We start from the raw sequence: 20,866 nt of genomic DNA, 5'->3' as shown, positions 1-20,866 counted from the left end.
CGGTCGCTCGAACTCGGCGTCTCCGGCGTCGTTCCGATCGTTGGGCGCGCCCGACCGCTACTGGGAACAAGATGCCGCTCTCGCGTGTGTCGACGTCCGGATCTATATTCTCGTAACGTATGGAGATATCCGGATTGGTTAGCCGTGAGATTCAGCGCAGTAATATTGTATGGTGCATCCAAAACTGTTAATATGGCCCCTCTGCTAGGCCGAGGTAGGTGATACGGTACGATGATTCCAAAACCATTCAATATCGAGGTGGAGGCACTATGATCGACGTCGCGACTCTTCCACCGGTGGCACAGGCTGGTGCGCTCATCGGGGTCGTGCTACTCGAGGCGATCGTCCTCTACGTCGTGTACGGCCTCGCGGGACAGGCAGTCGGACAACAGATCGTCAACCGGGTGAAAAAGAACTAACATGGAGGTCCTAGGCATCAGTCTCGCGCTGCTGCTGTTGTTCGTCGGGTTCGGCCTGCTCATCGGCATCCTCTTTGGATTCTTCGGGATGGGCGGGTCGTTCCTGGTGACGCCGGCGCTGCTCGTGATGGGGTATCCGTCCCGCGTCGCGGTCGGGAGCGGCCTCGCGTTCGTGTTCGGGACGTCCGTGATCGCGACGCTGAAACACCGCGACCTCGGTCAGGTCGACTACAAGCTCGGCGTGTTGATGATCGCCGGCACGACCGCCGGCATCGAGGTCGGCAAGGAGATCGTTCTCCACCTCGAAGAGCTGGGGCTGGCCGGTAGCATCATCAGCGTCACCTACGTCTTCCTGCTGGGCGGCATCGGCGTCTTCGTCACTTACGAGGCGCTGAAAGGCGGCGACGGCGGGGGCGTCGACCACGACGCCGCCGACGCCGACGTCGACGACGCCGACATCCCCGACATCGCCAAGAAGATCCAGTCCTACCGCGTGCCGCCGATGATGAACCTTCGCGGCGGCATCTCGGTGTCGCTGTGGATGATCCTTGGCGTCGCGTTCGCGACGGGGCTGCTGTCGGGCTTCCTCGGCGTCGGCGGCGGGTTCATCCGGATGCCCGCGCTGTTCTACCTGATCGGCGTGCCGGTGCCGATCGCGGTCGGGACGGACCTCTTCGAGATCGTCTTCTCGGGCGGGATCGGGAGCTTCCTCTACGCGATGGACGGCGGCGTCGACCTCTCGATCGTCCTGCCGCTGCTGGCCGGGAGCGCGCTCGGCGCGCGGGTCGGCTCCGCGGCGACGAGCATCGTCGACGAGGGGGAGATCAAGGTGTACTTCGGGCTGATGCTGTTGGGCGGCTCGATCGCCGTCGCCGTCCGAGAAATCGGGAACGTCTACGGCATCCCGGTCCTCGACACGGTGAGTTTAGTGTTGATCCTCGGCTCGGCGCTGATGGTCAGCGGGGCCGTCGTCTACAGCAGCGTCACCGCGCTGCGCGAGGAGCCGACGCCGGGATCGGCAGCTGGCGACTGAGTCGACCGCAGGATTGTGCGATCCATGCACAATACTTTTAACGGCGTGGTGCGTAGGCAAAGATGATAACAATGCCAGATTCGATGTCTGAACAACTCAAGCAGGACATGGAGTGCGAGGGCCTCCTCGAGTGTTTCCACGGGCTCAAACAACTCGACAGGGAATGCTTCCAGGCGCTCGTAGAGACCGAAGAACCGCTCACCGTCGACGAGATCGCCGAAGCCGTCGACCGCGAACGCTCGACCGCCTACCGGGCGGTGCAACGGCTGCTCCAGACGGGCTTCATCCAGAAGGAGCAGGTCAACTACGAGCAGGGCGGCTACTACCACGTCTACGAACCGACCGACCCCTCGAAGATCTCCGACGACATGCAGCGGATGCTCAACGACTGGTACGCCAAGATGGGCCAGCTCATCCAGGAGTTCGAGACGAAGTACGAGCAGCAGGACGCTGCGTCGGCGTCCCTCGAAAGCTGACTCGCCGGTTTCGGCGTTCTCTCGGTCGACGTACTCTCGTTTTCTCTTCTGGCGGTCGGTCGCTTGCTTCGAGTCGGATCGCTCCCGATGACGTCGCGCGCCCCCGGCCAGAGTATTGTACTGTTGGTCCAAAACTCTTAACTTCCGGTGGCCCATACGAGGTAGTGATGACAGTCGATACTGCACCCGACGCAAGCACAGCCACTCCCGACGAGCCCGTCCACGTAGACGGACAGGCCGAACTCGACGACGCCGTCGCCGAGTACGACGTCGTGCTCGCGGACTTCTACGCGGACTGGTGCGGACCGTGCCAGATGCTCGAACCGGTCGTCGAGACGCTCGCCGAGGAAACCGACGCCGCCGTCACGAAGATCGACGTCGACGCCAACCAGCAACTCGCCGGCGCGTACGGCGTCCGCGGCGTCCCGACGCTCGTGCTGTTCGCCGACGGCGAGCAGGCCGAGCAGGTGGTCGGCGTTCAGTCCGAAGACCAGCTGCGGACGCTGATCGAGGGGTACACCGAGTAAATGCCCGGCGAGCGACGCGACCTCGTCATCGCGGGCTCGGGCGTCGCGGGGCTCTCCGCGGCGGTGTACGCCGCCCGCGCCGATCTCGATCCGCTCGTGCTCGAGGGCGACGAGCCGGGCGGCCAGCTGACGCTCACAACCGACGTCGAGAACTTCCTCGGCTTCCCCGACGGCGTCGGCGGGATGGAGCTGATCCAGCGCGGAAAAGAGCAGGCAGAGCGATTCGGCGCCGAGTTCCAGCACGGTAGCATCGAGACGGCGGCGGTCGACGGGCAACCGCTCGAACTCACGCTCTCGACCGGCGAGACGCTCCGAACGCGAGCGCTGATCGTCGCGACCGGGGCGAGCGCCCGGTGGGTCGGCGCCGAGAACGAGGACGAACTGATGGGCTACGGCCTCTCGACGTGCGCGACCTGCGACGGCGCGTTCCACCGCGGCGACGACGTCTTCGTCGTCGGCGGGGGCGACTCCGCGATGGAAGAGGCGCTCTTCCTCGCGAAGTTCGCCGACTCGGTGACCGTCGTCCACCGCCGCGACGAGCTGCGAGCCTCCGAGATCATGGCCGACCGCGCCCGCGAGCACGAGGACATCCAGTTCCGGTGGAACACCGAACTGCGGGCGCTCCACGGCTCCCAAGAGGAGGGCGTCACCGGCGCGACGGTCGTCTCCCACCCCGACGGGCACCCCACCCAGAAGGCCGCCGAAGGCGTCGACGTCGAGACCGAACGAGTCGACGTCGGCGGGGTGTTCTACGGCATCGGCCACACGCCCAACACCGCGTTCCTCGAGGAGACCGGCGTCGAACTCGACGCGGACGGCTACGTCGTCACGCAGACCGACGAGACGGGCCGCGCGACGGCGGAGACCGCCGTCGAAGGGGTCTTCGCCGCCGGCGACGTCGCCGATCCCTCGTACCGCCAGGCGATCACGGCTGCCGGCACCGGCAGCATGGCCGCGCTCGACGCCGAAGCGTACCTCGAACGGATCGAGAACGAGCGTCGAACCGCGGTCGAGACGACCGCGTAGGCTTCCTGAACTACCTCCACGGCCGACCGAGCCGAACGCAACGGATCGCTCAGATCCAGCGCTACCGTTCCGGAGCTCGCGACAATTCGATTCGGATCGACGCAGCTCGGCCCGATCCGCCGAGAAACCGTACGATCTGCTCCCGGAGACACAGTATTCTCCACGACGAGCACATCGAACGCCGATGTCAGCGATCGAACGACTATCTGTCGGGAGGTCGTATCCTACGGCGTATGGACGTTTCGTCCCCGAACGTCGTGTTGATCCACGCGCACGATCTCGGTCGATACCTCGGCTGCTACGGGACGGATATCGACACGCCGGCCATAGACGAGTTCGCGGCGAACGGCGCGCTCTTCGAGAACCACTTCGTCACCGCGCCGCAGTGTTCGCCGAGTCGAGGCAGCCTCATGACCGGCCGCCACCCGCACGTAAACGGGCTGATGGGTCTGGCCCACGGAGACTGGGAACTACGCGACGACGAGCGGATCCTGCCCCACTACCTGAGCGACGCGGGATACGAGACGCACCTGTTCGGGCTCCAGCACATCAGCCAGGACACCGACCGGCTCCGGTACGACCACATCCACTCGGAGGGGAACCTCTACCCCGGCGTGGCGCCGTCGGTCCACCAGGTGAACAGGGCCGAAAGCGTCGCATCTGTCGTCGCCTCGTTTCTCGATCGAGGAGCGTTCGACGCTCCGTTCTTCGCGTCGATCGGCGTCTTCGAGTGCCACCGCGTCGAAGAAGAGACCGGACGGTTCGGCTTTCACGGCGAGCGGTACGACGGAGACGACCCCGACGCGATCCAGCCGCTCGCGTACCTTCCCGATCGGCCCGGGATCCGTCACGACCTCGCGGAGATGCGGGGGATGGTCTACGCCATCGACGACGCCGTCGGGACGATCCTCGACGCCCTCGGTGCGGCCGGTCTCGCCGACGAGACGGTCGTCGTTTTCACGACCGAACACGGAATCGCGTTCCCCCGGGCGAAAGGGAGCTGCTACGACGCCGGGATCGAGGCCGCGCTGGTGCTTCGCGTGCCCGGAATCGCCGACGACGGTCGGCGCTACGACGAGTTGCTCAGCAACGTCGACGTGTTGCCGACGCTGCTCGACCTCGTCGGCGCCGACGTCCCGGACGAGATCGGAGGCCGGAGCTTCCTGCCGCTGTTGATCGACGGCGAGTACGAACCTCGCGAGCGGGTGTTCGCCGAGATGACCTGGCACGACCTGTACAACCCGGTCCGCGCGATCCGGACGGAACGGTACAAGTACGTCCGCAGTTTCTGGCGCCTGGCGCGCGTCTACCTCCCCAGAGACATCTTCGCGAGCGAGGCCGGACGCGAGGTGCGCGAGACGTACTGCGTTCCCACGAGGCCGTACGAGGAACTGTACGATCTGCGGGAGACGCCCCGAGAAGACGAGAACGTGGCGTCCGAACCGCGGTACCAGGACGTCCGCGAGTCGCTGTCGCGGCAGCTCTACGAGTGGATGGACGCGACGGACGACCCGCTCCTCGACGGCCCGGTCGTCCCCGGCAACTACGACCGGATCGTTCGGCGCCCCGACGAGTCGGCCTGAGTCGTCTGTCGGCGAGGCGCTTTGGCGTCCCCAACAGATACCCTCGCAGTCGTGATATCGATCGTACGGACTATGCACGCCCCATCGCTATCGGATCGGTCGGTCGAGGCGTACGCCGACGCGATCGGAGCGGAGCAACTCGACCGGCTCCGGTCGCGCGCCGAGGCACTCGGAGACGGCCGGATCCTCCACGTCAACTCGACTGCGACCGGCGGCGGCGTCGCCGAGTTGCTTCGGTCGATCGTCCCGCTGTGTAACGATCTCGGCGTCGACACCGACTGGCTCGTGCTGGACGCGGACGACGAGTTCTTCGCGGTCACGAAGTCGATACACAACGGCCTGCAGGGCGACGACGCTCCGCTGACCGACGCGATGAAGGCGACCTATCGCTCGGTCACGGAGCGAAACGCGGCCGAGGTAGACGGCGAGTACGACCTCGTCGTACTCCACGATCCCCAGCCGCTGGGCATGCTCGACGGAGTCCGAGAGCGCCTGCCGGACGCGCCGATCGTCTGGCGCTGTCACATCGACCTCACCGACCCCTCGCCCGACCACCTCGCGTTCGTCGCCGAGTACGCGAGTCGAGTGGATCGCGCGATCGTCAGCCGATCCGACTACGCGGGCGTGATCGACGTGCCGACGCGCGTCGTCTACCCGTCGATCGACCCGCTGACCGAGAAAAACCGGGCGCTCGACGAGACGACCGTTTCGTCCGAGCGGGACCGCCTGTATCCGCTCTCGTTCGACGAACCGCTCGTCGTCCAGATCTCCCGCTTCGATCCGTGGAAGGACCAGTTCGGCACGCTGGCGGCGTTCCGTCGGGCCCGCGAGGAGGTCCCGGGCCTCCAGTTGGCGCTGGCCGGCGCGATGGCCGGCGACGACCCGGAAGGGCTCGAAGTCTACGAACGTGTGGCCAAAGACGCCGCCAGCGAACCGGACGTACACGTGTTGACTGACCTGCCGGACGCGGCGGTGAACGTCCTGCAGCGACGCGCGGACGTCGTCGTCCAGAAGTCACTGCGGGAGGGGTTCGGGCTGGTCGTCGCCGAGGCGCTCTGGAAGCGCACGCCGGTCGTCGGCTCGACGGTCGGCGGCATCCCGCTGCAGATCGAGGACGGGCGAAACGGCTACCTCGTCGAACCGGACGACGCGCAGGCCGCCGGAGCGCGCGTCGTCGATCTCCTCGAAGACGACGACCGCCGACGGGCGTTCGGAGCGAACGGCCACGAGCGAGTTCGCGATCGGTTTCTGCTTCCGCGCCAGCTCACCGAACTGTTCGACGTCTTTCTCGACGTTCTGGACATCGAGCGTTGATCGCCGTCTCCCCCCACGACTATCTTCCGAGCCGGCGAAGCTCCAGTATCCCCATGAGCCGGGTTATCGACTCGATACTGATCCCGACGGACGACAGCGAGGGAGCGATCGCGGGCGCGAAGTACGGGATCGCGCTCGCCTCGCGGACGGACGCCGACGTGCACGTGCTCTCGGTCGTCGAAGCGGGTGGCGAAACGGACGATCTCGACGACGGCTCCCTCTCGACGCTCGAAGAGAACGCGCAGGAGGCGACCGAGACGGTCGCGAAACTGACGCGCGAGTTCGACGAAGAGCTCGACGTCACGACCACCGTCGAGCGGGGGACGCCGTTCCAGTCGATCCGGGAGTACGCCCACCGGCGCGACATCGACGTCATCGCAATCGGCACCAAGGGTCGCTCGGGGCTCGAGCGAGTCCTCCTCGGCAGCGTCACCGAGAACGTGCTCCGGACGGTGCGAACGCCCGTGCTCGCGGTCCCGCCGGACGCGGACGTCGCCGCGATCGACGACGTGGCGTTCGACGACGTGCTGCTGCCGACGGACGGCAGCGACGGGGCGGCGATCGCGGCCGAGTGGGGGATCGCGCTCGCGACGCTGCTGGACTCGATGGTACACAGCGTGTACTCGGTGGACACGAACGCGTTCGGCGGCGCGCAAGACCCCAGTGAGCTCCTCGACGCACTCGAACGCCGCGGAGAAGGGGCGCTCGAAACGGTCCGGGAGCGCGCCCGATCGGCCGACGTCAGCGTCTCCGGTTCGATCGCGAACGGGGCGCCGGCGACCGTGATCACCGAGTACGCGACCGACAACGACGTCGACCTGATCGTCATGGGCACCCACGGCCGGACGGGGATCGGCCAGTGGTTCCTCGGCAGCGTCACCGAGAACGTCGTCCGGCAGACCGAGGTCCCCGTGCTCTGTGTCCCGGTCAGCGCCGCGTCGCCGTGACCGACGCGGCCGCCGTCACGTCGACGACCCACGACTCGCCGCTCGGACGCCACGCGACGGCGTCGAGAGCTCACAGCGGCATCGATCGGGAGGCAGTGTCAGCGCGGCACACAGCGTTACGTGACTGCACCGGGAAGTACGACACAAAGTGACATACGATCGCTCCCGACTGGAGTCCGACCTCCGCGCGCTGGAGGGGGTTCCGGTGTTCGTCGCCTACAACGCGAACGTCGACGCCGTCGTCCGGGTCGACGCCGAGCTGGAATCGGCGCTCGACCGACCGACGGCGCCCGGAGAGCGCGCCCCGCCGAGCCCGTTGACCTCGAAGCGAGACCTCGCCGCGGCGATCACGCACGCGATGGCGGCCGGGCGAGGGGACGAGGTCGCGATGGCCGACGAGTTCGCCGCCGAACTCGAGTCCGGTTTCGATTCCGACGTCCAGCAGATGGGCGGACAGACCGGGATCATAACCAACCTCGTCTCCGCGCTGGGAGGAGCGCCGATCGCGTACACGTATCTGCTGTCGGACAGACAGCTGTCGATGTTCGACCGCTCAGACGCGGTGCGGTACCCGGCTGTCGAGAACGGGCAGGTGACGTTCGTCCCGCTTGAGGAGGCCCCCGCCGCCGATCGGACGAAGATCAACTGGGTGTTCGAGTTCGGCGTCGGCGACGAACTCTTTGGCGTGCGCGCGGCCGAGGACACCCGGTTCATCGCCGCGTCGAGACCGCCGGAGTTCGACCTGACGACCGGCGCCCTCGACGCACACGTCGATCAGGTCGGCGAGGTAGTCGAGGGGGCGCTGTTGGCCGGCTACCACAATCTCACCCCGGCTCACGTCGACGACGGCTACGCGGAGCGGCTTCGTCACGCGCGGGACGTCGTCCGCCGATTCCGCTCCGGTGGCGATCCGAAAGTGCACATCGAGTGCGCGGTGACCCACGACGAGGACCTCAGAGAAGCCATCTACGAGTTGATCCTCCCGGAAGCGAACGTGATCGGTGCAGATGCCAGCGAACTCGCCGTCCTGCACGACGACGCCGAAATCGAAGCCGTGGACGACGAGCCGACGAGCAACGCACCGTTCGAAGTCGACGAGATACTCACCCACTACCGAATGCTCTCGGCACTCCGGGAGGACCTGGGCGTCGGGTGCATCCGATTGCACGCGATGGAGTATCACCTCGCTGTGATGGACTCGTATCTCTCCCCGGAGGCGGTCCTGCGCGGGATGAAATTCGCCGCTGTCAACGCCGCAACCAAGGCAGCTCGGGGTAGCATCACGGCTCCCAGCGATCTCGAGACGGGGTTGACGTACGACCCGTCGACGGACGGGCGCGAGGCGATCGAACGCCTCGCGGAGCACGTCGACGAGACGGCCGACGACGGCACGCTCTGCACGCCGACACTCGTCGCCTGTCCGAACCGAGTCGTCGAAGACCCCGCGGGGACGGTCGGCATCGGCGACATCGTCTCGGCGTCGAGTTTTACGCTCGAGCTCGCCGTCGCCGAGGATCGCCGCGAGCAAGAACAGTAGCTCGCGGCGTCCCCGATCAGCTGTTGCCTCTTCGCCGTCTGTGCGCGCCCCGCGTCGTTCGCAGAACCTGGAAATCGCCACCTCGTATTATGGCCGACGAGCGTCGATGTACACCCGTGTACGACGACATACTCATTCCGACGGACGGGACGCGGGGATCGGAGTTCGCAATCGACCACGCCGTCGACCTTGCAGCGGTCCACGGCGCGAGGCTGCACGCGCTGTACGTGATCGACGAGGACGTGTACTCGTCGTACGGCGGCGACGAGTACGTCCACGACAGCGAAGGGCTGGAGGCGGCGCTCGAACACGAGGGCGAGGACGCACTGGCCCGCGTCGCGGAGCGAGCGGCCGACGAGAACGTCGAGTGCGTCTCGACGCTGACGCGGGGCGTCCCCCACGAGGAAATTCTCGAGTACGCGGCCGACGAAGACGTCGACGTGGTCGTGCTGGGTACCGAGGAACGCACCGGCGAGTACCGCCGGCTGCTCGGGAGCGTCACCGAGCGCGTCGCGCGGCGAACCAGCCGTCCAGTGTCGGTCGTCAAGACGCCCGAGCGAGACGAGTAGCGCCGACGCCCGCGTCGACGCTCGTCTCTCGCTGACGGCTCTCAGTAGGGCGGCCGCTGGGCGCGGATCACCTCGGCTAGCTGTTCGTGCTCGTCGGCGAGCAGTTCGTTCAGATCGTCGACCGTGACGAGTCCGGCCAGCGCGCCGTCGGCGTCGCACACCGGCAGTCGACGGACGCCGTGCTCGGCCATCAGCTGCGTCGCCTGATAGAAGCCGGAACCGCTCTCGATCGTACAGAGGTCGCTCGACATCACGTCTTCGGCGTCGAGATCGCTCGCGTCGTCCTCCTCGGCCAACACGCGAACGGTCAGATCGCGGTCGGTGACGATCCCCCGCGGCGTCTCGCCGTCGACGATCACGACGCTTCCGACGTCGGCGTCGTCCATAGTCGATGCGAGTTCGCCGATTGACGTCTCTGTACTCGCCGTGACGACGTCGCTGCGTGCAAGATTTTCTACTGGCATAGGGACTCCCCCACGAGGAGGGACGACACAAACGTTAATAATCATCTATGATGGTTGCGGCAGTATGGGAATCTCCGCCGGTCGTGTCACCGAAGCGCTCGTACTCGATGTGCAGCGGGACGAAACTCCGAGTTATTTGACCATCATCGACGTATCTCTCGTGGATGAGCCTGCGTGAGCGTCGACGCGACGGGATCCGATCGATCGTTCGCGGGGTAGACCGATGAGCGCTGTCGTCGACCTGTTCGTCCGGATCGCCGGGCAGGATCCGGTGATCCAGGGGCTCGTCGGCGGGATCGTCATCGCGTCGCTGAATCTGCTCGGCGCGTCGCTGGTGCTCGTCTGGCGTGATCCGTCGGAGCGCGCGCTCGACGGCGCGCTCGGGTTCGCTGCCGGCGTGATGCTCGCCGCGGCGTTTACGAGTCTCATCATCCCGGGAATCGAGCAGTACTCCGGCGGGAATCCGATCCCCACGCTGGCGGGCGTCGCGCTCGGAGCGCTCTTTCTCGACCGGGCCGACGGCCTCGTTCCGCACGCGCACTACCTGCTGACGGGAAACAGGCGGCCGGACGAAGCCGACCCCAGCACGTCGCTCCCTCTCGACAGCGAGCGGTTGGCGCCCGTCGTCCTGTTCATCCTGGCGATCACGCTCCACAACATGCCCGAGGGACTGGCGGTCGGCGTCGGCTTCGGCTCCGGCGACGTCGAGACCGCGATTCCGCTGATGCTGGCGATCGGCGTCCAGAACATCCCCGAAGGGCTCGCCGTCTCGGTAGCCGCGATCAACGCCGGACTGGATCGACGCTTCTACGCGGTCTTCGCCGGGATTCGGTCGGGGGTCGTCGAAATCCCTCTCGCGGTGCTGGGCGCGCTGGCGGTCAGCGTCGTCGAGCCGCTGTTGCCCTACGCGATGGGGTTCGCGGCGGGCGCGATGCTGTTCGTCATCTCCGACGAGATCATCCCGGAAACCCACACCCACGGCTACGAGCGCGTCGCGACGCTCGGGTTGATGGCCGGCGTGATCGGGATGCTCTACCTCGACATCAGTCTGGGGTGAGGGCTGACACAGGAGCACGGACGACAGGCGCGTCGAACCGTGCGTCCGAGCGGGTGGAAGAGTCGCGTTTCTCGCCCCCGTTTACGCGGCCACGACGAACAGGAGCCCGGCGACCGAGGCTGCCCCGAGTGCGACGAGCACGATGCGAGCGAGTTCCCTGGTTCCCAGAAGCCACGCGAGCCCGATCTTCACGAGGGTGTTCGCGATGGCGCCGATGACGATCCCGATCGCCGCGACGCTCCGGGGAATCTCGCCTTCGGCGGCGAGCCTGCTCAGCGTGAGCGTGATGGCGTCCACGTCGGCGAGTCCCGAGAGGAACGCCGTCGCGTAGATCCCCGACGCGCCGAGCCACGAGTGTGCTGACTCGGACACGAGCAGGACGAGTGCGAAGACCGCTCCGAAGAACAGCGCCGGTTGCAGACGGAACGGGTTCTCGATTTCGGTATCGATGTCCGCGCCCGTGGCGCCTCTCCGGTAGACGACGGCGGCGACGGCCGCTCCGATCCCGGTCATCGCGCCGAGCGGGACGGCGACGTAGGGGAGCAGCGCCCGGTTGACGACGGCGATCTCGATGAGCGCACGGGGGAACATCACGATCGACGCGACGATCGTCGAGAACGCACACACTCGGTAGAGCGGAGGCGTCTCGCTCGCCCGCTCGGCCATCGAGACCGTCGTCGCGGTCGAGGAGACGAACCCGCCAAGTACGCCGGTCAGTGCGATCCCCCGTCTGGCCCCGACCGTCCGGGCCAGAACGTAGGCCGCGAAGCTCAGCCCGGTGACGAACACGACCATGAGCCAGACGAACCGCGGGTTGAGCCCGTACAGGGCGTCGAGTTCGCGATCCGGCATCAGCGGGAGTACGACCAGCACGACGAGGATGAACTTGACCGAAGCCCGGCGTTCCGGCTCCGCGATTCGATCGGCGAACTGATGGACCGTTCCTTTCTCCGAGAGCAGCACGGTGACGACGCCGCCGACGATGATGGCGAGGACGGCTCCGCGTTCCGAGTGCGTCGTCAGCGCCCCGAGGACGACCGTGAGCTGCGCAACGGTCAGCGTCGTGAGGCCGACGTCGCGTTCGATCCAGATCTTCCCCGCGTACGCGACGGTCAGCGGGACCGCGATCGCGACTAACGCCACGGGCAGCATCGCCGGAAAGAACGCCTGGACGAGCGCGCCGAGGAGTCCGAACAGCGGAAACGTCCGGCTCCCAGCGAACGTCCCGCCCGAGTCGCTCTGCTCCCGTTCCATCCCGATGAGCGCGCCGATCCCGAACGCGATCGCAACCCGGAACACCAGCAATCCGAGCGGATCGGCTCCCGGTTCGACCATTCAGGGCCGGCCTGCGAGGTGTCTCGCGCTCACCGTACTCGTCCCCGATCCGCCGTACGTTCCGAGGCGAGCCGCGCCGGGACGCCTGAACCGACCGATCGGAGAGTCACTCTTGATCGCCGGGGGATTGCGGACCGCCGCCGGTCTGTGCTTCCTCGGCGTCGCCCCAGCCTCCGGCGTCGACGACCTCGAATAGTTTGTGCCAGTTCTCGTCGTCTTCGCTCTCCGGGAGCTGATCGCGCAGTTGCTGAAAGTCCGACGGCGGCACTACCGTACTGACGAGGTCCACGATGACTTTGGCGTGGTAGGCCGCCGCCGATCTGTCGGTCTGCTCGATCTCGCTGACGCGCGAAACGAACTCGCTCCAGCCGAACCGTTGGCCGTGGTCGTGGACGGCACCGGTCAGGAACCACTTGATCTCCATCGGGAGCGAGGCCGCGAGGTCTTCAGCGTTCCCTTCTGGGATGCGCCGTCCGAGCGTCATCAACGTGGCTCGGATCGCCCGCACCGTCTCGCCGGTGCCCGGGAGTTCGAGTCGGTGCTGAACCTCTCCTGTGAACTCGTCGAAATTCATGGGTATCCCCCGTCTGGGGGTACGATCCATGCAATCATAACCTCCCCCTGTCATCGATCGAAACGGCAGTGGTCACCCTCCGCGTTCAGGACCGGAGCGCGGCATCGAGGATCCCCGCAGTCTGGCCGGCACCGACGAGTGCGAGTCCCGCGAGCATTCCCGGGTCAGACGCGACCGCGAGGCCCCAGCCGTACAGCACGGCGCCGACGGCACATCCGACGGCGCCGGCCGCGTAAATCCAGGCCCCCGCAGTGACTCTGCGTCCGGTCTCGACGAATCCGACGGCCGGAAGCAGCATCCAGCCGACCAGCGCGATCGTCAGGAGGCGCTCGTCGCGCGGACCGAGCAGGAACCCGGCGACGCCACACAGCGTCACGACCGTCCCGACGGCGATGATGCGCCACCAGACGAGCAGCGTCCCGGATCGCATGTCGTCGCGGCCGGTCGCCGCGAAGCCCGCGAGCAGGACGCTCATCACGACGAGCGCGATGAAGATCGTCCGATCGGCGACGACGCCGACCTGAGCGGCGGCGACGAACGTCCACGCCAGCGGCACCAGCAGCGGCGGTCCGAGTTCGCGAGCGCGACGGAACATGCCCATCGGTTCGGCTGCCGGACAAAATTCGGTATCGGTTTCATGCCGAGATCTGCTCGCGAAACCCAACGGTAAGTATATGCAAGTAATCTCCCACTGCCAGTTTAGATGGAGTACACCACACTCGGTTCGACGGGGATGGAGGTCTCGAAGATCTGTCTGGGCTGCATGAGCTTCGGCAGCCAGGACGACTGGATGCTGGACGCCGACGAGGGGCGCGAACTCGTCGAGCGGGCGATCGAACTGGGGGTCAACTTCTTCGACACGGCCAACGCCTACTCGTCGGGTGAGAGCGAGGAAATCCTCGGCGACGTTCTCGCGGAGTACGATCGGGACGAGCAGGTCGTCGCGACCAAGGTCCGCTTCGCCGGCGCCAAGGAGCACCGCAACGCGACGGGGCTCTCGCGCAAGACCATCGAGCAGGAACTCGAACACTCGCTCGATCGCCTGGGGATGGACACGGTGGACCTCTACCAGATCCACCGGTGGGACTACGACACGCCGATCGAGACGACGCTCCGGGCGCTCGACGACGCCGTGCGTCGAGGCGACGTCCGGCACATCGGCGCCTCGTCGATGTGGGCCCACCAGTTCCAGCGGGCGCTCGACGTCTCGAAGCGCGAGGGGCTGGCCCGCTTCGAGACGATGCAGAACCTGTATCACCTGACCTACCGCGAGGAGGAACGCGAGATGTACCCGATCTGCGACCGGGAGAACGTCGGCGTCATGCCGTGGTCGCCGCTGGGGGCTGGCTACCTGACGCGACCGCACGACGAGTTCACCGAAACCGCCCGGGGCGAGCACGAGATCGACTACGGCACGCCGTATCACGAAGGGCCCGCCAGCGAGGAGATCAACGGGCGCGTCGAGGAACTCGCCGAGGAAAAGGGCGTCACGATGGCCCAGATCGCGCTCGCGTGGCACTTCCAGAACGACAACGTCGACGCACCGATCGTCGGGACGTCGAGCATCGAGCACCTCGAAGCCGCCGTCGAGGCGCTGGAGATCGATCTCTCGGACTCGGACGTGGAGTACCTGGAGGAACCGTATCATCCGGTCCCCGTCTTCGGGCACGAGTAGCGACGTCGGCGCGAGCCGGGATGTTGCCAGCGAGGCCACGCTGTGACGCCTCCTCGCCCTTCGGCGGGGCGCAGTGAAGCGCTGGCTACTCCACGGACGCCCGCTCAACTGCGAACGACAGCCCGACGTCCGCCAGTCGATCGATGAGCGGCGTCCCGATCCCCGACGCCGGGGTTAGCACGCCTCCGTCCAGCGCGGTGCCAGTGTCCCCCTTTGCCAGGCAAACGGCGGACTCCCCTATCATCCGAGCGGTGGCGCCGTAGCCGGGATCGCGATTCGCCGCGACGGTGCCCTCCACCGCGAACTGCTCGTTCGTCTCGGGCGACCGGCCGGTGCCGAGCAATCTGACCTCGAACGTTCCGCCTTCGATCTCCTCCCGAGTCGGTCCCTCGCCGGAGTCCGGCAACAGATACTGGTCGACCAGCTTCCGGACGGGCGACACCGCCATGGCTCCCGTAGCCAGTGCCAACCCACCCGCGACACCGGACGCGCTGGCTGCTCCGAGTGGCCCGGCCCCGGTCGGGACGACCTCGTCGTATCGGAACGTACGTCCCCACGGATATCCGAGAAGGGCGTTGGACCGGTGGACCGTCTTCTCGTTGACCGCGGCCATGATGAACGGCGCCGTCCACTGGCCGACGTCACCGTCGTATCTCGGCAACCGCTGGCTCCCTTCGTCTGGTCCGCTACGCTCCCCGCTCGGGGCCAGGGAGTACGGATTTTGGAGGATCTCCCTGACCTCGGGATTCCTGGAGAGTTCCTCGTACAGTTCGAGCATGCTGGCGAACGTCCCGCCGCTGACACTGAACGAGTTGCTCGTGACGAACGACTTGACGGTCGAACAGGCCGTTCCGACGGTCTCCTCGGCGTGCGTCTGGACCAGTAGCGTGCCGAGATCGCTCGGCAGCGAGTCGAAGCCACAGGAGTGGACGATTCGCACCCCTTGATCGCGAGCGTCCTCGTGGTGCTCGTCGATCACGCGGCGCATCCAGGGGACCTCGCCGGCCAGATCACAGTAATGAGTGCCGTTCTCGACACAGGCGTCGACGAGGGGCGACCCGTACTTCGCGTACGGTCCGACCGTGGTGCAGACGACCTGCGTCCGCTCGGCGATGGCGTCGAGACGCTCGCGGTCGAAGGCATCGCCGACCAGAATATCGAGCGACTCCCGGTCGGGGTCGATCTCGGCGAGCTCGTCCCGCAGCGTCTCCAGCTTCTCTCTATCTCGCCCGGCGATAGCCCAGTCGAGGTCGGCCGCGTCGTAGCGGTCCGCCAGGTGTTCCGCGACGAGTCGTCCCGTGAACCCCGTGGCGCCCCAGAGAACGATCTCGTACGCGCGGTCGTCCCGGATCACGATTGACCATACGAATCCGTGTCACGTTAAGCCCCAGCAAGATTGTGGCGCTCCCACTGCCGCACCCTTCGGGACCGTTCCAAGAATCGCATACCCCGACTCGCTGAGGTCCGTACTCTCAACTGGCTGAACGACCTCTGTTTGCATATGCCCCACGATCGAATCCACGCGCGGCAGCCGACCCACGACATCGAGCGGTGGTCCGTCGGGACGATCGAGGCCATCGACGAGCGGGACGGGCACTACGTCTTCGCGGTGCGAGACGCCGACGACGAAACGATCGACCTCGTGGTCACGGACGCCATCAGGGAGTTAGTTCTGCGCAGGCTGGACCTCGAGGAAGACGAGTCGCCTGCCGGGTCCAGGGTCTGGTATCGAAAGCACGGCGAGGGGAGTTCAGGGTAGCCACGACCGGCGTCTCGTCGCTCGATAGTCGGACGCTCCCCGCGAGTCGTCGAACATATTCGTCGACTCATTTAAATGGATCGCCCGTTCCCGCTCCGGAGGAACCCCCTATCGGGTTTTGAAACGGCGAGCCATACGCGGCCGATATGAATCCGCAAGACGTGTTCGGTCGCGGCGAGTTGAACGCGAACCTCGACGCCGAGCAGCTGACCGCCGACATCGGTCTCGACGAGCGCGAGATCGACTGGCGCAAGGAGTTCATCGGCTTCGACGCCGAGGACGAGCGACGCCTCGCGTCGCTGGAGCCGTTTCTCCGCGAGCACAGGGAGGAGATCGCGGACCGGTTCTACGCCAATCTCACGCAGTACGACCAGACGACCGCGGTCATCGGACGGTCCCCGAAAACGGTCGAGCAGCTCAAGATGACACAGCAGGCCTATCTCGTGACGCTGGCGACCGGCGACTACGACGCGGCGTACTTCCAGAACCGGGCGCGGATCGGGAAGCTCCACGAGCTACTGGACATGCCGCTCAAGCACTACATCGGCCAGTACGGCGTCTACTACGATCTGCTGTTCGATCGCCTCGACGAGCGGATCCAGGACCAGGTCGTCGAGGCGATCGAGGACTGGGCGGTAGAGCGCGCCGAAGCCGAGCGGTCGGAGGGGCTGTTCGGCGGCGTGTTGAGCGCGCTCGGCGACGACGACGGCGACGACCCCGGTGATCTCGACGACGCCTTCGAGTCGACCGTCCGGGCAGCGATCCACGACGGGATCGCCGACCTGCTGTCGCTGTTGCGGATCATCAACCTCGACGTGCAGGTCGCGTGTGACACCTACGTCGACTCCTACAGCAACCGCCTCGAACGCGAGATCCAGCGTCGAAAGCGCCTGGCCAGTGACGTCGAGACCGACGTGCGGGAGCCGCTCGGGGATCTCCACGACGCCGCCGGCGACGTGGCGGGAAGCGCGGAGACGATCCACGGGCTCGCGACCGACCAGTCCGACGGCGTCCGCGCCGCGGCCGTGGAGACCGAGGAGCTGAGCGCGACCGTCGAGGAGATCGCCGGCACCGCGGGAGAGGTCCGAACGCTCGGGGAGCGGACCGAGGAGATCTCTCGAGCGGGTCTCGACGAGGCCGAGGCGACTGCCGCAGCGATGGACGATCTCCGGGAGGCGACGCAGGTCGCAGTCGAGGCGACCGACCGTCTCGAAGAGCAGGCCGACCGCATCGACGACGTCGTCGAGACGATCGACGAAGTGACGAGACAGACCAAGCTACTCGCGACCAACGCCACGGTCGAGGCGACGCGGGGCGACGCGTCGAGCGACGCGTTGGGGATTCTCGGCGAGGAAGTCCAGTCGTTCGCGGACGAGACCAGCGATCAGCTCGAGGAACTCCCGGAGACCGTCGAGGAGCTCCGAGCGATCGCCCGGGAGGTCTCCGAGGCCGTCGACGACGCCGCTGCCGAACTCGACGAGAGCTCCGCGCGGGTCGAATCGCTCGGCGAGCGGCTCGACGCCGTCCACGACGCCGCCGAGGAGACTGCGGACGGGATGGCGGAGATCGAGCAGGCGACCGACAAGCAGGCGCGGAGCGCGGAGACGATCTCGGCCGAGATGGACGACCTCGCCGATTCGGCCGACCGCGTCGCCGGCGAAACGGAGTCGCTCGCCGCCGCAGCGGAAGAACAGACCGCCGCCCTGGGCGAAGTCGCCGACTCCGTCGATCGGCTCACCGACACGGCGGCGTCCGCGTCGGCGCCGGAAGGGGACTACCCCGAGCGGTAGCGCCGCGTCGCCGCGAAGTCGCCGTTCGAGAGCGGTCACCGCTTGGGCAGCGTGGCGATGAACTCGTTCGGGCCGACCCGATCGACCGTGTATCCCTCGGCGTCGAACGATTCGATCTCGGCGCTCATCTGGTGGTACAGCGGCTTCGGGTCGTGGTCGTTGATCAGCGTCAGCGCCTCGTCGGACTCCAGATCCTCGAACGCGTCGAAGATCCGGGGGTGGCGCTCGGGCGGCGGGATCTCGCGGAGATCGAGTTGCTGTTCGGGCATCGCCTCGGTACCGAGGGTGCCGAGCGGCGTGGCGCTTGGCGCGAATATGTTCGCCGCCGCGGCGTCGATCAGCCCCCCGCCGACTCGTGCGAACATATTTGCGGACACGGTTATACCAGAGAGAACCCAACGTTCGACGATGTCGACACCAGACTCCGGCGAGACCGCTCCGACGTTCACGGCCACGGTCGGCACCAGCGATCACGAGTCGTTCGAGTTGAAGGACTACCTCGGCGACGGGCCGGTCGTCCTCGCGTTCTTCCCGGGGGCGTTCACGCCGCCCTGCACGAACGAGATGGTGGCGTTGCAGGACGAACTCGACCGGTTCGAGTCGGCCGGCGCAACCGTGTTCGGCGTCAGCGCCGACTCGCCGTTCTCCCAGGGGGCGTTCCGCGAGGAGCACGGCCTCGAGTTCGACCTCGTCAGCGACACGAACCGCGAGGCGATCAGTGCCTACGGACAGGAGATCGACATCCCCGACCTCGGGCTCTACGGCGTCGCCAACCGCGCCGTGTTCGTCCTCGACGACGACGGCGAGATCGCCTACAGCTGGGTCGCCGACGATCCGACGACCGAGCCACCCTACGACGAGTTACTGGCGGCCGTCGAGGCAGTCTGATGGACGTGAACGAGCTGTGGCAGTAGAGTCTCCGTACTCGTCGATCCGGTTGCCGACCGCCTCAATGATCGGGTGTAGTGCTTGATCGATCTCGGTCAAGCTGTACTCGACGCGCGACGGAATCTCGTCGTGAGACTCCCGGCTAATGATGCCCTCCTCACAGAGGTCCGCTAGACGATCTGACACCGCCGTCAGGCGTGCTGAACAGCGGGCATGGTTCAGCAAGCGCTGTAATCGTATCATATTCATGTGGTAGCACTTAACAGGATTGGCGCCGATATCCTACGAAAAGGGAGATCGCCATGACGTTAGCCACTGTTCCCGAGTATGACTCTGCCCAAACCACTCGTAAGGCCGGGCATGCGGTTGTTTCGGGGGCGGGAATGGCGGGACTGCTGGCAGCCCGCGTGCTGGCGGATCATTTCGAGCAAGTGACGATTGCCGAGAAAGATTCCCTGCCAGATTCCCCCGTGACTCGAAAAGGGGTTCCGCAGGCAAACCACATCCACAACCTGCACGAAGCCGGGCGAAAAACCCTCGAAGATTTATTCCCTGGCTTTAGCGAGGATTTGATCGCTGCTGGAGGCAACCGAATCGATATCAACAGCGACTCTCGCGTGTTCATTGAGGAGGACGTGCTGGCTCACGGATCGGGTCAAATACCGATGTACTGTGCCAGCCGGCCGCTGTTCGAATTGGTCACGCGACGGCGAGTGGACGACATCGATAACATCTCGCTCCGAGAAAACTGCCAGTTCATCGATTACCTCGTCGGGGCGGCACCGAACGTCAAGGGGATATCAGTCCGTCACGACGGGGGTACAGACGAAATCCCCGCGGATTTGGTCGTCGATGCGACCGGGCGGGCCTCCCGAACCCCGGGCTGGCTAGCAGAACATGACTATCCGACGCCGACGGTCGATGAGGTTCACATTGACGTGGCATACAGCACAGCTCTCGTCAACCGACCTGCGGATGCACAGCAAACGCGTGTTGTTCTGCCGAATCCCCCGCGCAAACGCGGTGGTGGCATGTTTCCGGTCGAAAACGGCCGGTGGATGATGACGCTCTTCGGGGTTCATGGCGAACACGCCCCACCGGAACCCGAGGGATTCGCCGACTTCGCGGCCAGCTTGCCGGTCCATGATTTCAAGCGTGTTATCGGTGACCACGGGCTGGCCAGCGAAACGATCGAACAGTACCCGTTCCCCTCGAATAAACGGGTTAGGTACGAGAGGATTGACCGCATTCCCGACGGCTTAGTCGTGATTGGTGATGGAATTGCCAGTTTCAATCCGATCTACGGCCAGGGGATGTCGGTCGCTGCGCTCGAAGCCCTCCAGCTACACCACGCCCTCGCGGCGGACGGAACCGACGATCTTGCACATCGGTTCTTCCAACGAGCCGAAACCGTCGTTGACGACGCCTGGATGCTCGCAGTTGGCTCCGATTTCCAATTTCCACAGACCACCGGTCCCAAACCCAACGGGACGGATCTCATCAATATGTATCTCTCGCGGCTGTTACGGAAGGCCCGGACGGATGGCAAACTCGCCGATGCATTCAACAGGGTCATCGTCATGGAGGAACGCCCGACCTCGCTGTTCCGGCCCGAAATCCTGTGGCGAGTCCTCACGCCAAGCATCTGAATCGGGCGATGCACAAACCCGGAAGTTCCGTATGCCGCTTTCTGAGCGTGACGGGGCTTGTTCCCGCAGCATCTGCGACTCCAGTCTGTGTGAGCGATGCGTCGAATTCCGTTCCTGCAACATCGACACGCCCGGCCTGACGGCAGTGTATCCAGTTGAGTGGTTGCGGGAGTCGTTCGGCGAAGAGTGAGAGAGGGGACAACTTCGAGCGCGATCAGCTGCTAAGGATTCTAAGGCCGGCTGA

At 66.0% G+C, this 20,866-nt stretch carries 23 protein-coding genes; 16 read left to right on the top strand and 7 right to left on the bottom strand.

Features of this window, described 5'->3' with window-relative positions; all coding sequences use genetic code 11:
- The first annotated feature begins 269 nt into the window (after nucleotides 1-269).
- The 10 genes from NO931_RS12550 to NO931_RS12505 all read left to right on the top strand — a co-directional run bounded on the left by NO931_RS12550 (nucleotide 270) and on the right by NO931_RS12505 (nucleotide 9,431).
- The gene (locus NO931_RS12550) at nucleotides 270-419 is read left to right on the top strand and encodes a DUF7512 family protein (RefSeq protein ID WP_256392676.1); all 150 of its coding nucleotides are present in this window, start codon (nucleotides 270-272) and stop codon (nucleotides 417-419) included.
- 1 nt (nucleotide 420) lies between these two features.
- Nucleotides 421-1,452, top strand: a complete 1,032-nt coding sequence (locus tag NO931_RS12545; protein WP_256392675.1) for a sulfite exporter TauE/SafE family protein — start codon at nucleotides 421-423, stop codon at nucleotides 1,450-1,452.
- A gap of 71 nt (nucleotides 1,453-1,523) precedes the next feature.
- Nucleotides 1,524-1,928 carry a helix-turn-helix domain-containing protein gene (locus tag NO931_RS12540; protein ID WP_256392674.1) on the top strand — a complete coding sequence of 135 codons (405 nt, stop codon included), beginning with the start codon at nucleotides 1,524-1,526 and terminating at the stop codon, nucleotides 1,926-1,928.
- Nucleotides 1,929-2,095: 167 nt separating this feature from the next.
- A complete protein-coding gene (trxA, locus tag NO931_RS12535; RefSeq protein WP_256392673.1) occupies nucleotides 2,096-2,455 on the top strand; it encodes a thioredoxin in 360 nt (119 codons plus the stop codon).
- Entirely contained in the window at nucleotides 2,456-3,481 is a 1,026-nt protein-coding gene (locus tag NO931_RS12530) for an NAD(P)/FAD-dependent oxidoreductase (protein WP_256392672.1), read from the top strand. It abuts the gene before it with no gap.
- A 233-nt stretch (nucleotides 3,482-3,714) separates the two neighbouring features.
- Nucleotides 3,715-5,064: a sulfatase family protein gene (locus NO931_RS12525; protein WP_256392671.1), complete on the top strand. Its 1,350-nt coding sequence runs from the start codon at nucleotides 3,715-3,717 to the stop codon at nucleotides 5,062-5,064.
- 72 nt (nucleotides 5,065-5,136) lie between these two features.
- The gene (locus NO931_RS12520; protein WP_256392670.1) at nucleotides 5,137-6,378 is read left to right on the top strand and encodes a glycosyltransferase; all 1,242 of its coding nucleotides are present in this window, start codon (nucleotides 5,137-5,139) and stop codon (nucleotides 6,376-6,378) included.
- 53 nt (nucleotides 6,379-6,431) lie between these two features.
- Entirely contained in the window at nucleotides 6,432-7,325 is an 894-nt protein-coding gene (locus tag NO931_RS12515; protein ID WP_256392669.1) for a universal stress protein, read from the top strand.
- Nucleotides 7,326-7,473: 148 nt separating this feature from the next.
- Nucleotides 7,474-8,862 carry an ADP-dependent glucokinase/phosphofructokinase gene (locus tag NO931_RS12510; RefSeq protein WP_256392668.1) on the top strand — a complete coding sequence of 463 codons (1,389 nt, stop codon included), beginning with the start codon at nucleotides 7,474-7,476 and terminating at the stop codon, nucleotides 8,860-8,862.
- A gap of 116 nt (nucleotides 8,863-8,978) precedes the next feature.
- Nucleotides 8,979-9,431 (top strand): universal stress protein, encoded by a 453-nt coding sequence (locus NO931_RS12505; protein ID WP_256392667.1) that lies wholly within the window; start codon nucleotides 8,979-8,981, stop codon nucleotides 9,429-9,431.
- A 41-nt stretch (nucleotides 9,432-9,472) separates the two neighbouring features.
- On the opposite strand, the gene NO931_RS12500 is transcribed toward NO931_RS12505, so the two are convergent.
- Nucleotides 9,473-9,895 carry a CBS domain-containing protein gene (locus tag NO931_RS12500; RefSeq protein WP_256392666.1) on the bottom strand — a complete coding sequence of 141 codons (423 nt, stop codon included), beginning with the start codon at nucleotides 9,893-9,895 and terminating at the stop codon, nucleotides 9,473-9,475.
- Nucleotides 9,896-10,118: 223 nt separating this feature from the next.
- Here NO931_RS12500 and NO931_RS12495 point away from each other — a divergent pair, with 223 nt between their 5' ends.
- Nucleotides 10,119-10,952, top strand: a complete 834-nt coding sequence (locus NO931_RS12495; protein WP_256392665.1) for a ZIP family metal transporter — start codon at nucleotides 10,119-10,121, stop codon at nucleotides 10,950-10,952.
- Between the two features lie 81 nt (nucleotides 10,953-11,033).
- Here the strand turns inward: NO931_RS12495 and NO931_RS12490 are convergent, their stop codons facing one another.
- The 3 genes from NO931_RS12490 to NO931_RS12480 form a co-directional block, all read right to left on the bottom strand.
- Complete coding sequence (locus tag NO931_RS12490; RefSeq protein WP_256392664.1) at nucleotides 11,034-12,287, bottom strand: MgtC/SapB family protein; 1,254 nt, start codon at nucleotides 12,285-12,287, stop codon at nucleotides 11,034-11,036.
- Nucleotides 12,288-12,393: 106 nt separating this feature from the next.
- Complete coding sequence (locus NO931_RS12485; RefSeq protein WP_256392663.1) at nucleotides 12,394-12,861, bottom strand: DUF2267 domain-containing protein; 468 nt, start codon at nucleotides 12,859-12,861, stop codon at nucleotides 12,394-12,396.
- Nucleotides 12,862-12,946: 85 nt separating this feature from the next.
- A complete protein-coding gene (locus tag NO931_RS12480; RefSeq protein WP_375142064.1) occupies nucleotides 12,947-13,456 on the bottom strand; it encodes a hypothetical protein in 510 nt (169 codons plus the stop codon).
- Between the two features lie 108 nt (nucleotides 13,457-13,564).
- Between NO931_RS12480 and NO931_RS12475 the strand changes: the two genes are divergently transcribed.
- Nucleotides 13,565-14,536 (top strand): aldo/keto reductase, encoded by a 972-nt coding sequence (locus tag NO931_RS12475; protein ID WP_256392661.1) that lies wholly within the window; start codon nucleotides 13,565-13,567, stop codon nucleotides 14,534-14,536.
- Between the two features lie 85 nt (nucleotides 14,537-14,621).
- On the opposite strand, the gene NO931_RS12470 is transcribed toward NO931_RS12475, so the two are convergent.
- Complete coding sequence (locus NO931_RS12470) at nucleotides 14,622-15,890, bottom strand: saccharopine dehydrogenase family protein (RefSeq protein WP_256392660.1); 1,269 nt, start codon at nucleotides 15,888-15,890, stop codon at nucleotides 14,622-14,624.
- A 147-nt stretch (nucleotides 15,891-16,037) separates the two neighbouring features.
- Here NO931_RS12470 and NO931_RS12465 point away from each other — a divergent pair, with 147 nt between their 5' ends.
- Complete coding sequence (locus tag NO931_RS12465) at nucleotides 16,038-16,295, top strand: DUF7861 family protein (protein ID WP_256392659.1); 258 nt, start codon at nucleotides 16,038-16,040, stop codon at nucleotides 16,293-16,295.
- Nucleotides 16,296-16,441: 146 nt separating this feature from the next.
- Nucleotides 16,442-18,085: a globin-coupled sensor protein gene (locus NO931_RS12460; protein WP_256392658.1), complete on the top strand. Its 1,644-nt coding sequence runs from the start codon at nucleotides 16,442-16,444 to the stop codon at nucleotides 18,083-18,085.
- Between the two features lie 35 nt (nucleotides 18,086-18,120).
- Here NO931_RS12460 and NO931_RS12455 read toward each other — a convergent pair whose 3' ends face one another.
- On the bottom strand, nucleotides 18,121-18,354 hold the full coding sequence (locus tag NO931_RS12455) for a DUF2249 domain-containing protein (protein WP_256392889.1): 234 nt from the start codon (nucleotides 18,352-18,354) through the stop codon (nucleotides 18,121-18,123).
- A gap of 139 nt (nucleotides 18,355-18,493) precedes the next feature.
- On the opposite strand from NO931_RS12455, the gene NO931_RS12450 reads away from it, so the two are divergent.
- Nucleotides 18,494-18,973, top strand: coding sequence for a redoxin domain-containing protein (locus NO931_RS12450; protein WP_256392657.1), 480 nt, complete (start codon nucleotides 18,494-18,496; stop codon nucleotides 18,971-18,973).
- Here NO931_RS12450 and NO931_RS20860 read toward each other — a convergent pair.
- The gene (locus NO931_RS20860) at nucleotides 18,947-19,216 is read right to left on the bottom strand and encodes a winged helix-turn-helix transcriptional regulator (protein WP_375142053.1); all 270 of its coding nucleotides are present in this window, start codon (nucleotides 19,214-19,216) and stop codon (nucleotides 18,947-18,949) included. The two genes, NO931_RS12450 and NO931_RS20860, sit on opposite strands and share 27 nt — an antisense overlap.
- A gap of 59 nt (nucleotides 19,217-19,275) precedes the next feature.
- Between NO931_RS20860 and NO931_RS12445 the strand changes: the two genes are divergently transcribed.
- Nucleotides 19,276-20,622 (top strand): FAD-dependent oxidoreductase, encoded by a 1,347-nt coding sequence (locus tag NO931_RS12445; RefSeq protein ID WP_256392656.1) that lies wholly within the window; start codon nucleotides 19,276-19,278, stop codon nucleotides 20,620-20,622.
- Nucleotides 20,623-20,866 lie beyond the last annotated feature (244 nt).

Source organism: Natronoarchaeum rubrum (assembly GCF_024494695.1).
This window is presented reverse-complemented; position numbering and strand designations above follow the sequence as displayed.

Coding starts and splice junctions, on each gene's coding strand:
- NO931_RS12550 (WP_256392676.1), top strand. CDS start 270: ATGATCGACGTCGCGACTCTTCCACCGGTGGCACAGGCTGGTGCGCTC.
- NO931_RS12545 (WP_256392675.1), top strand. CDS start 421: ATGGAGGTCCTAGGCATCAGTCTCGCGCTGCTGCTGTTGTTCGTCGGG.
- NO931_RS12540 (WP_256392674.1), top strand. CDS start 1,524: ATGCCAGATTCGATGTCTGAACAACTCAAGCAGGACATGGAGTGCGAG.
- trxA (WP_256392673.1), top strand. CDS start 2,096: ATGACAGTCGATACTGCACCCGACGCAAGCACAGCCACTCCCGACGAG.
- NO931_RS12530 (WP_256392672.1), top strand. CDS start 2,456: ATGCCCGGCGAGCGACGCGACCTCGTCATCGCGGGCTCGGGCGTCGCG.
- NO931_RS12525 (WP_256392671.1), top strand. CDS start 3,715: ATGGACGTTTCGTCCCCGAACGTCGTGTTGATCCACGCGCACGATCTC.
- NO931_RS12520 (WP_256392670.1), top strand. CDS start 5,137: ATGCACGCCCCATCGCTATCGGATCGGTCGGTCGAGGCGTACGCCGAC.
- NO931_RS12515 (WP_256392669.1), top strand. CDS start 6,432: ATGAGCCGGGTTATCGACTCGATACTGATCCCGACGGACGACAGCGAG.
- NO931_RS12500 (WP_256392666.1), bottom strand. CDS start 9,895: ATGCCAGTAGAAAATCTTGCACGCAGCGACGTCGTCACGGCGAGTACA.
- NO931_RS12495 (WP_256392665.1), top strand. CDS start 10,119: ATGAGCGCTGTCGTCGACCTGTTCGTCCGGATCGCCGGGCAGGATCCG.
- NO931_RS12490 (WP_256392664.1), bottom strand. CDS start 12,287: ATGGTCGAACCGGGAGCCGATCCGCTCGGATTGCTGGTGTTCCGGGTT.
- NO931_RS12485 (WP_256392663.1), bottom strand. CDS start 12,861: ATGAATTTCGACGAGTTCACAGGAGAGGTTCAGCACCGACTCGAACTC.
- NO931_RS12480 (WP_375142064.1), bottom strand. CDS start 13,456: ATGTTCCGTCGCGCTCGCGAACTCGGACCGCCGCTGCTGGTGCCGCTG.
- NO931_RS12475 (WP_256392661.1), top strand. CDS start 13,565: ATGGAGTACACCACACTCGGTTCGACGGGGATGGAGGTCTCGAAGATC.
- NO931_RS12465 (WP_256392659.1), top strand. CDS start 16,038: ATGCCCCACGATCGAATCCACGCGCGGCAGCCGACCCACGACATCGAG.
- NO931_RS12460 (WP_256392658.1), top strand. CDS start 16,442: ATGAATCCGCAAGACGTGTTCGGTCGCGGCGAGTTGAACGCGAACCTC.
- NO931_RS12455 (WP_256392889.1), bottom strand. CDS start 18,354: ATGCCCGAACAGCAACTCGATCTCCGCGAGATCCCGCCGCCCGAGCGC.
- NO931_RS12450 (WP_256392657.1), top strand. CDS start 18,494: ATGTCGACACCAGACTCCGGCGAGACCGCTCCGACGTTCACGGCCACG.
- NO931_RS20860 (WP_375142053.1), bottom strand. CDS start 19,216: ATGATACGATTACAGCGCTTGCTGAACCATGCCCGCTGTTCAGCACGC.
- NO931_RS12445 (WP_256392656.1), top strand. CDS start 19,276: ATGACGTTAGCCACTGTTCCCGAGTATGACTCTGCCCAAACCACTCGT.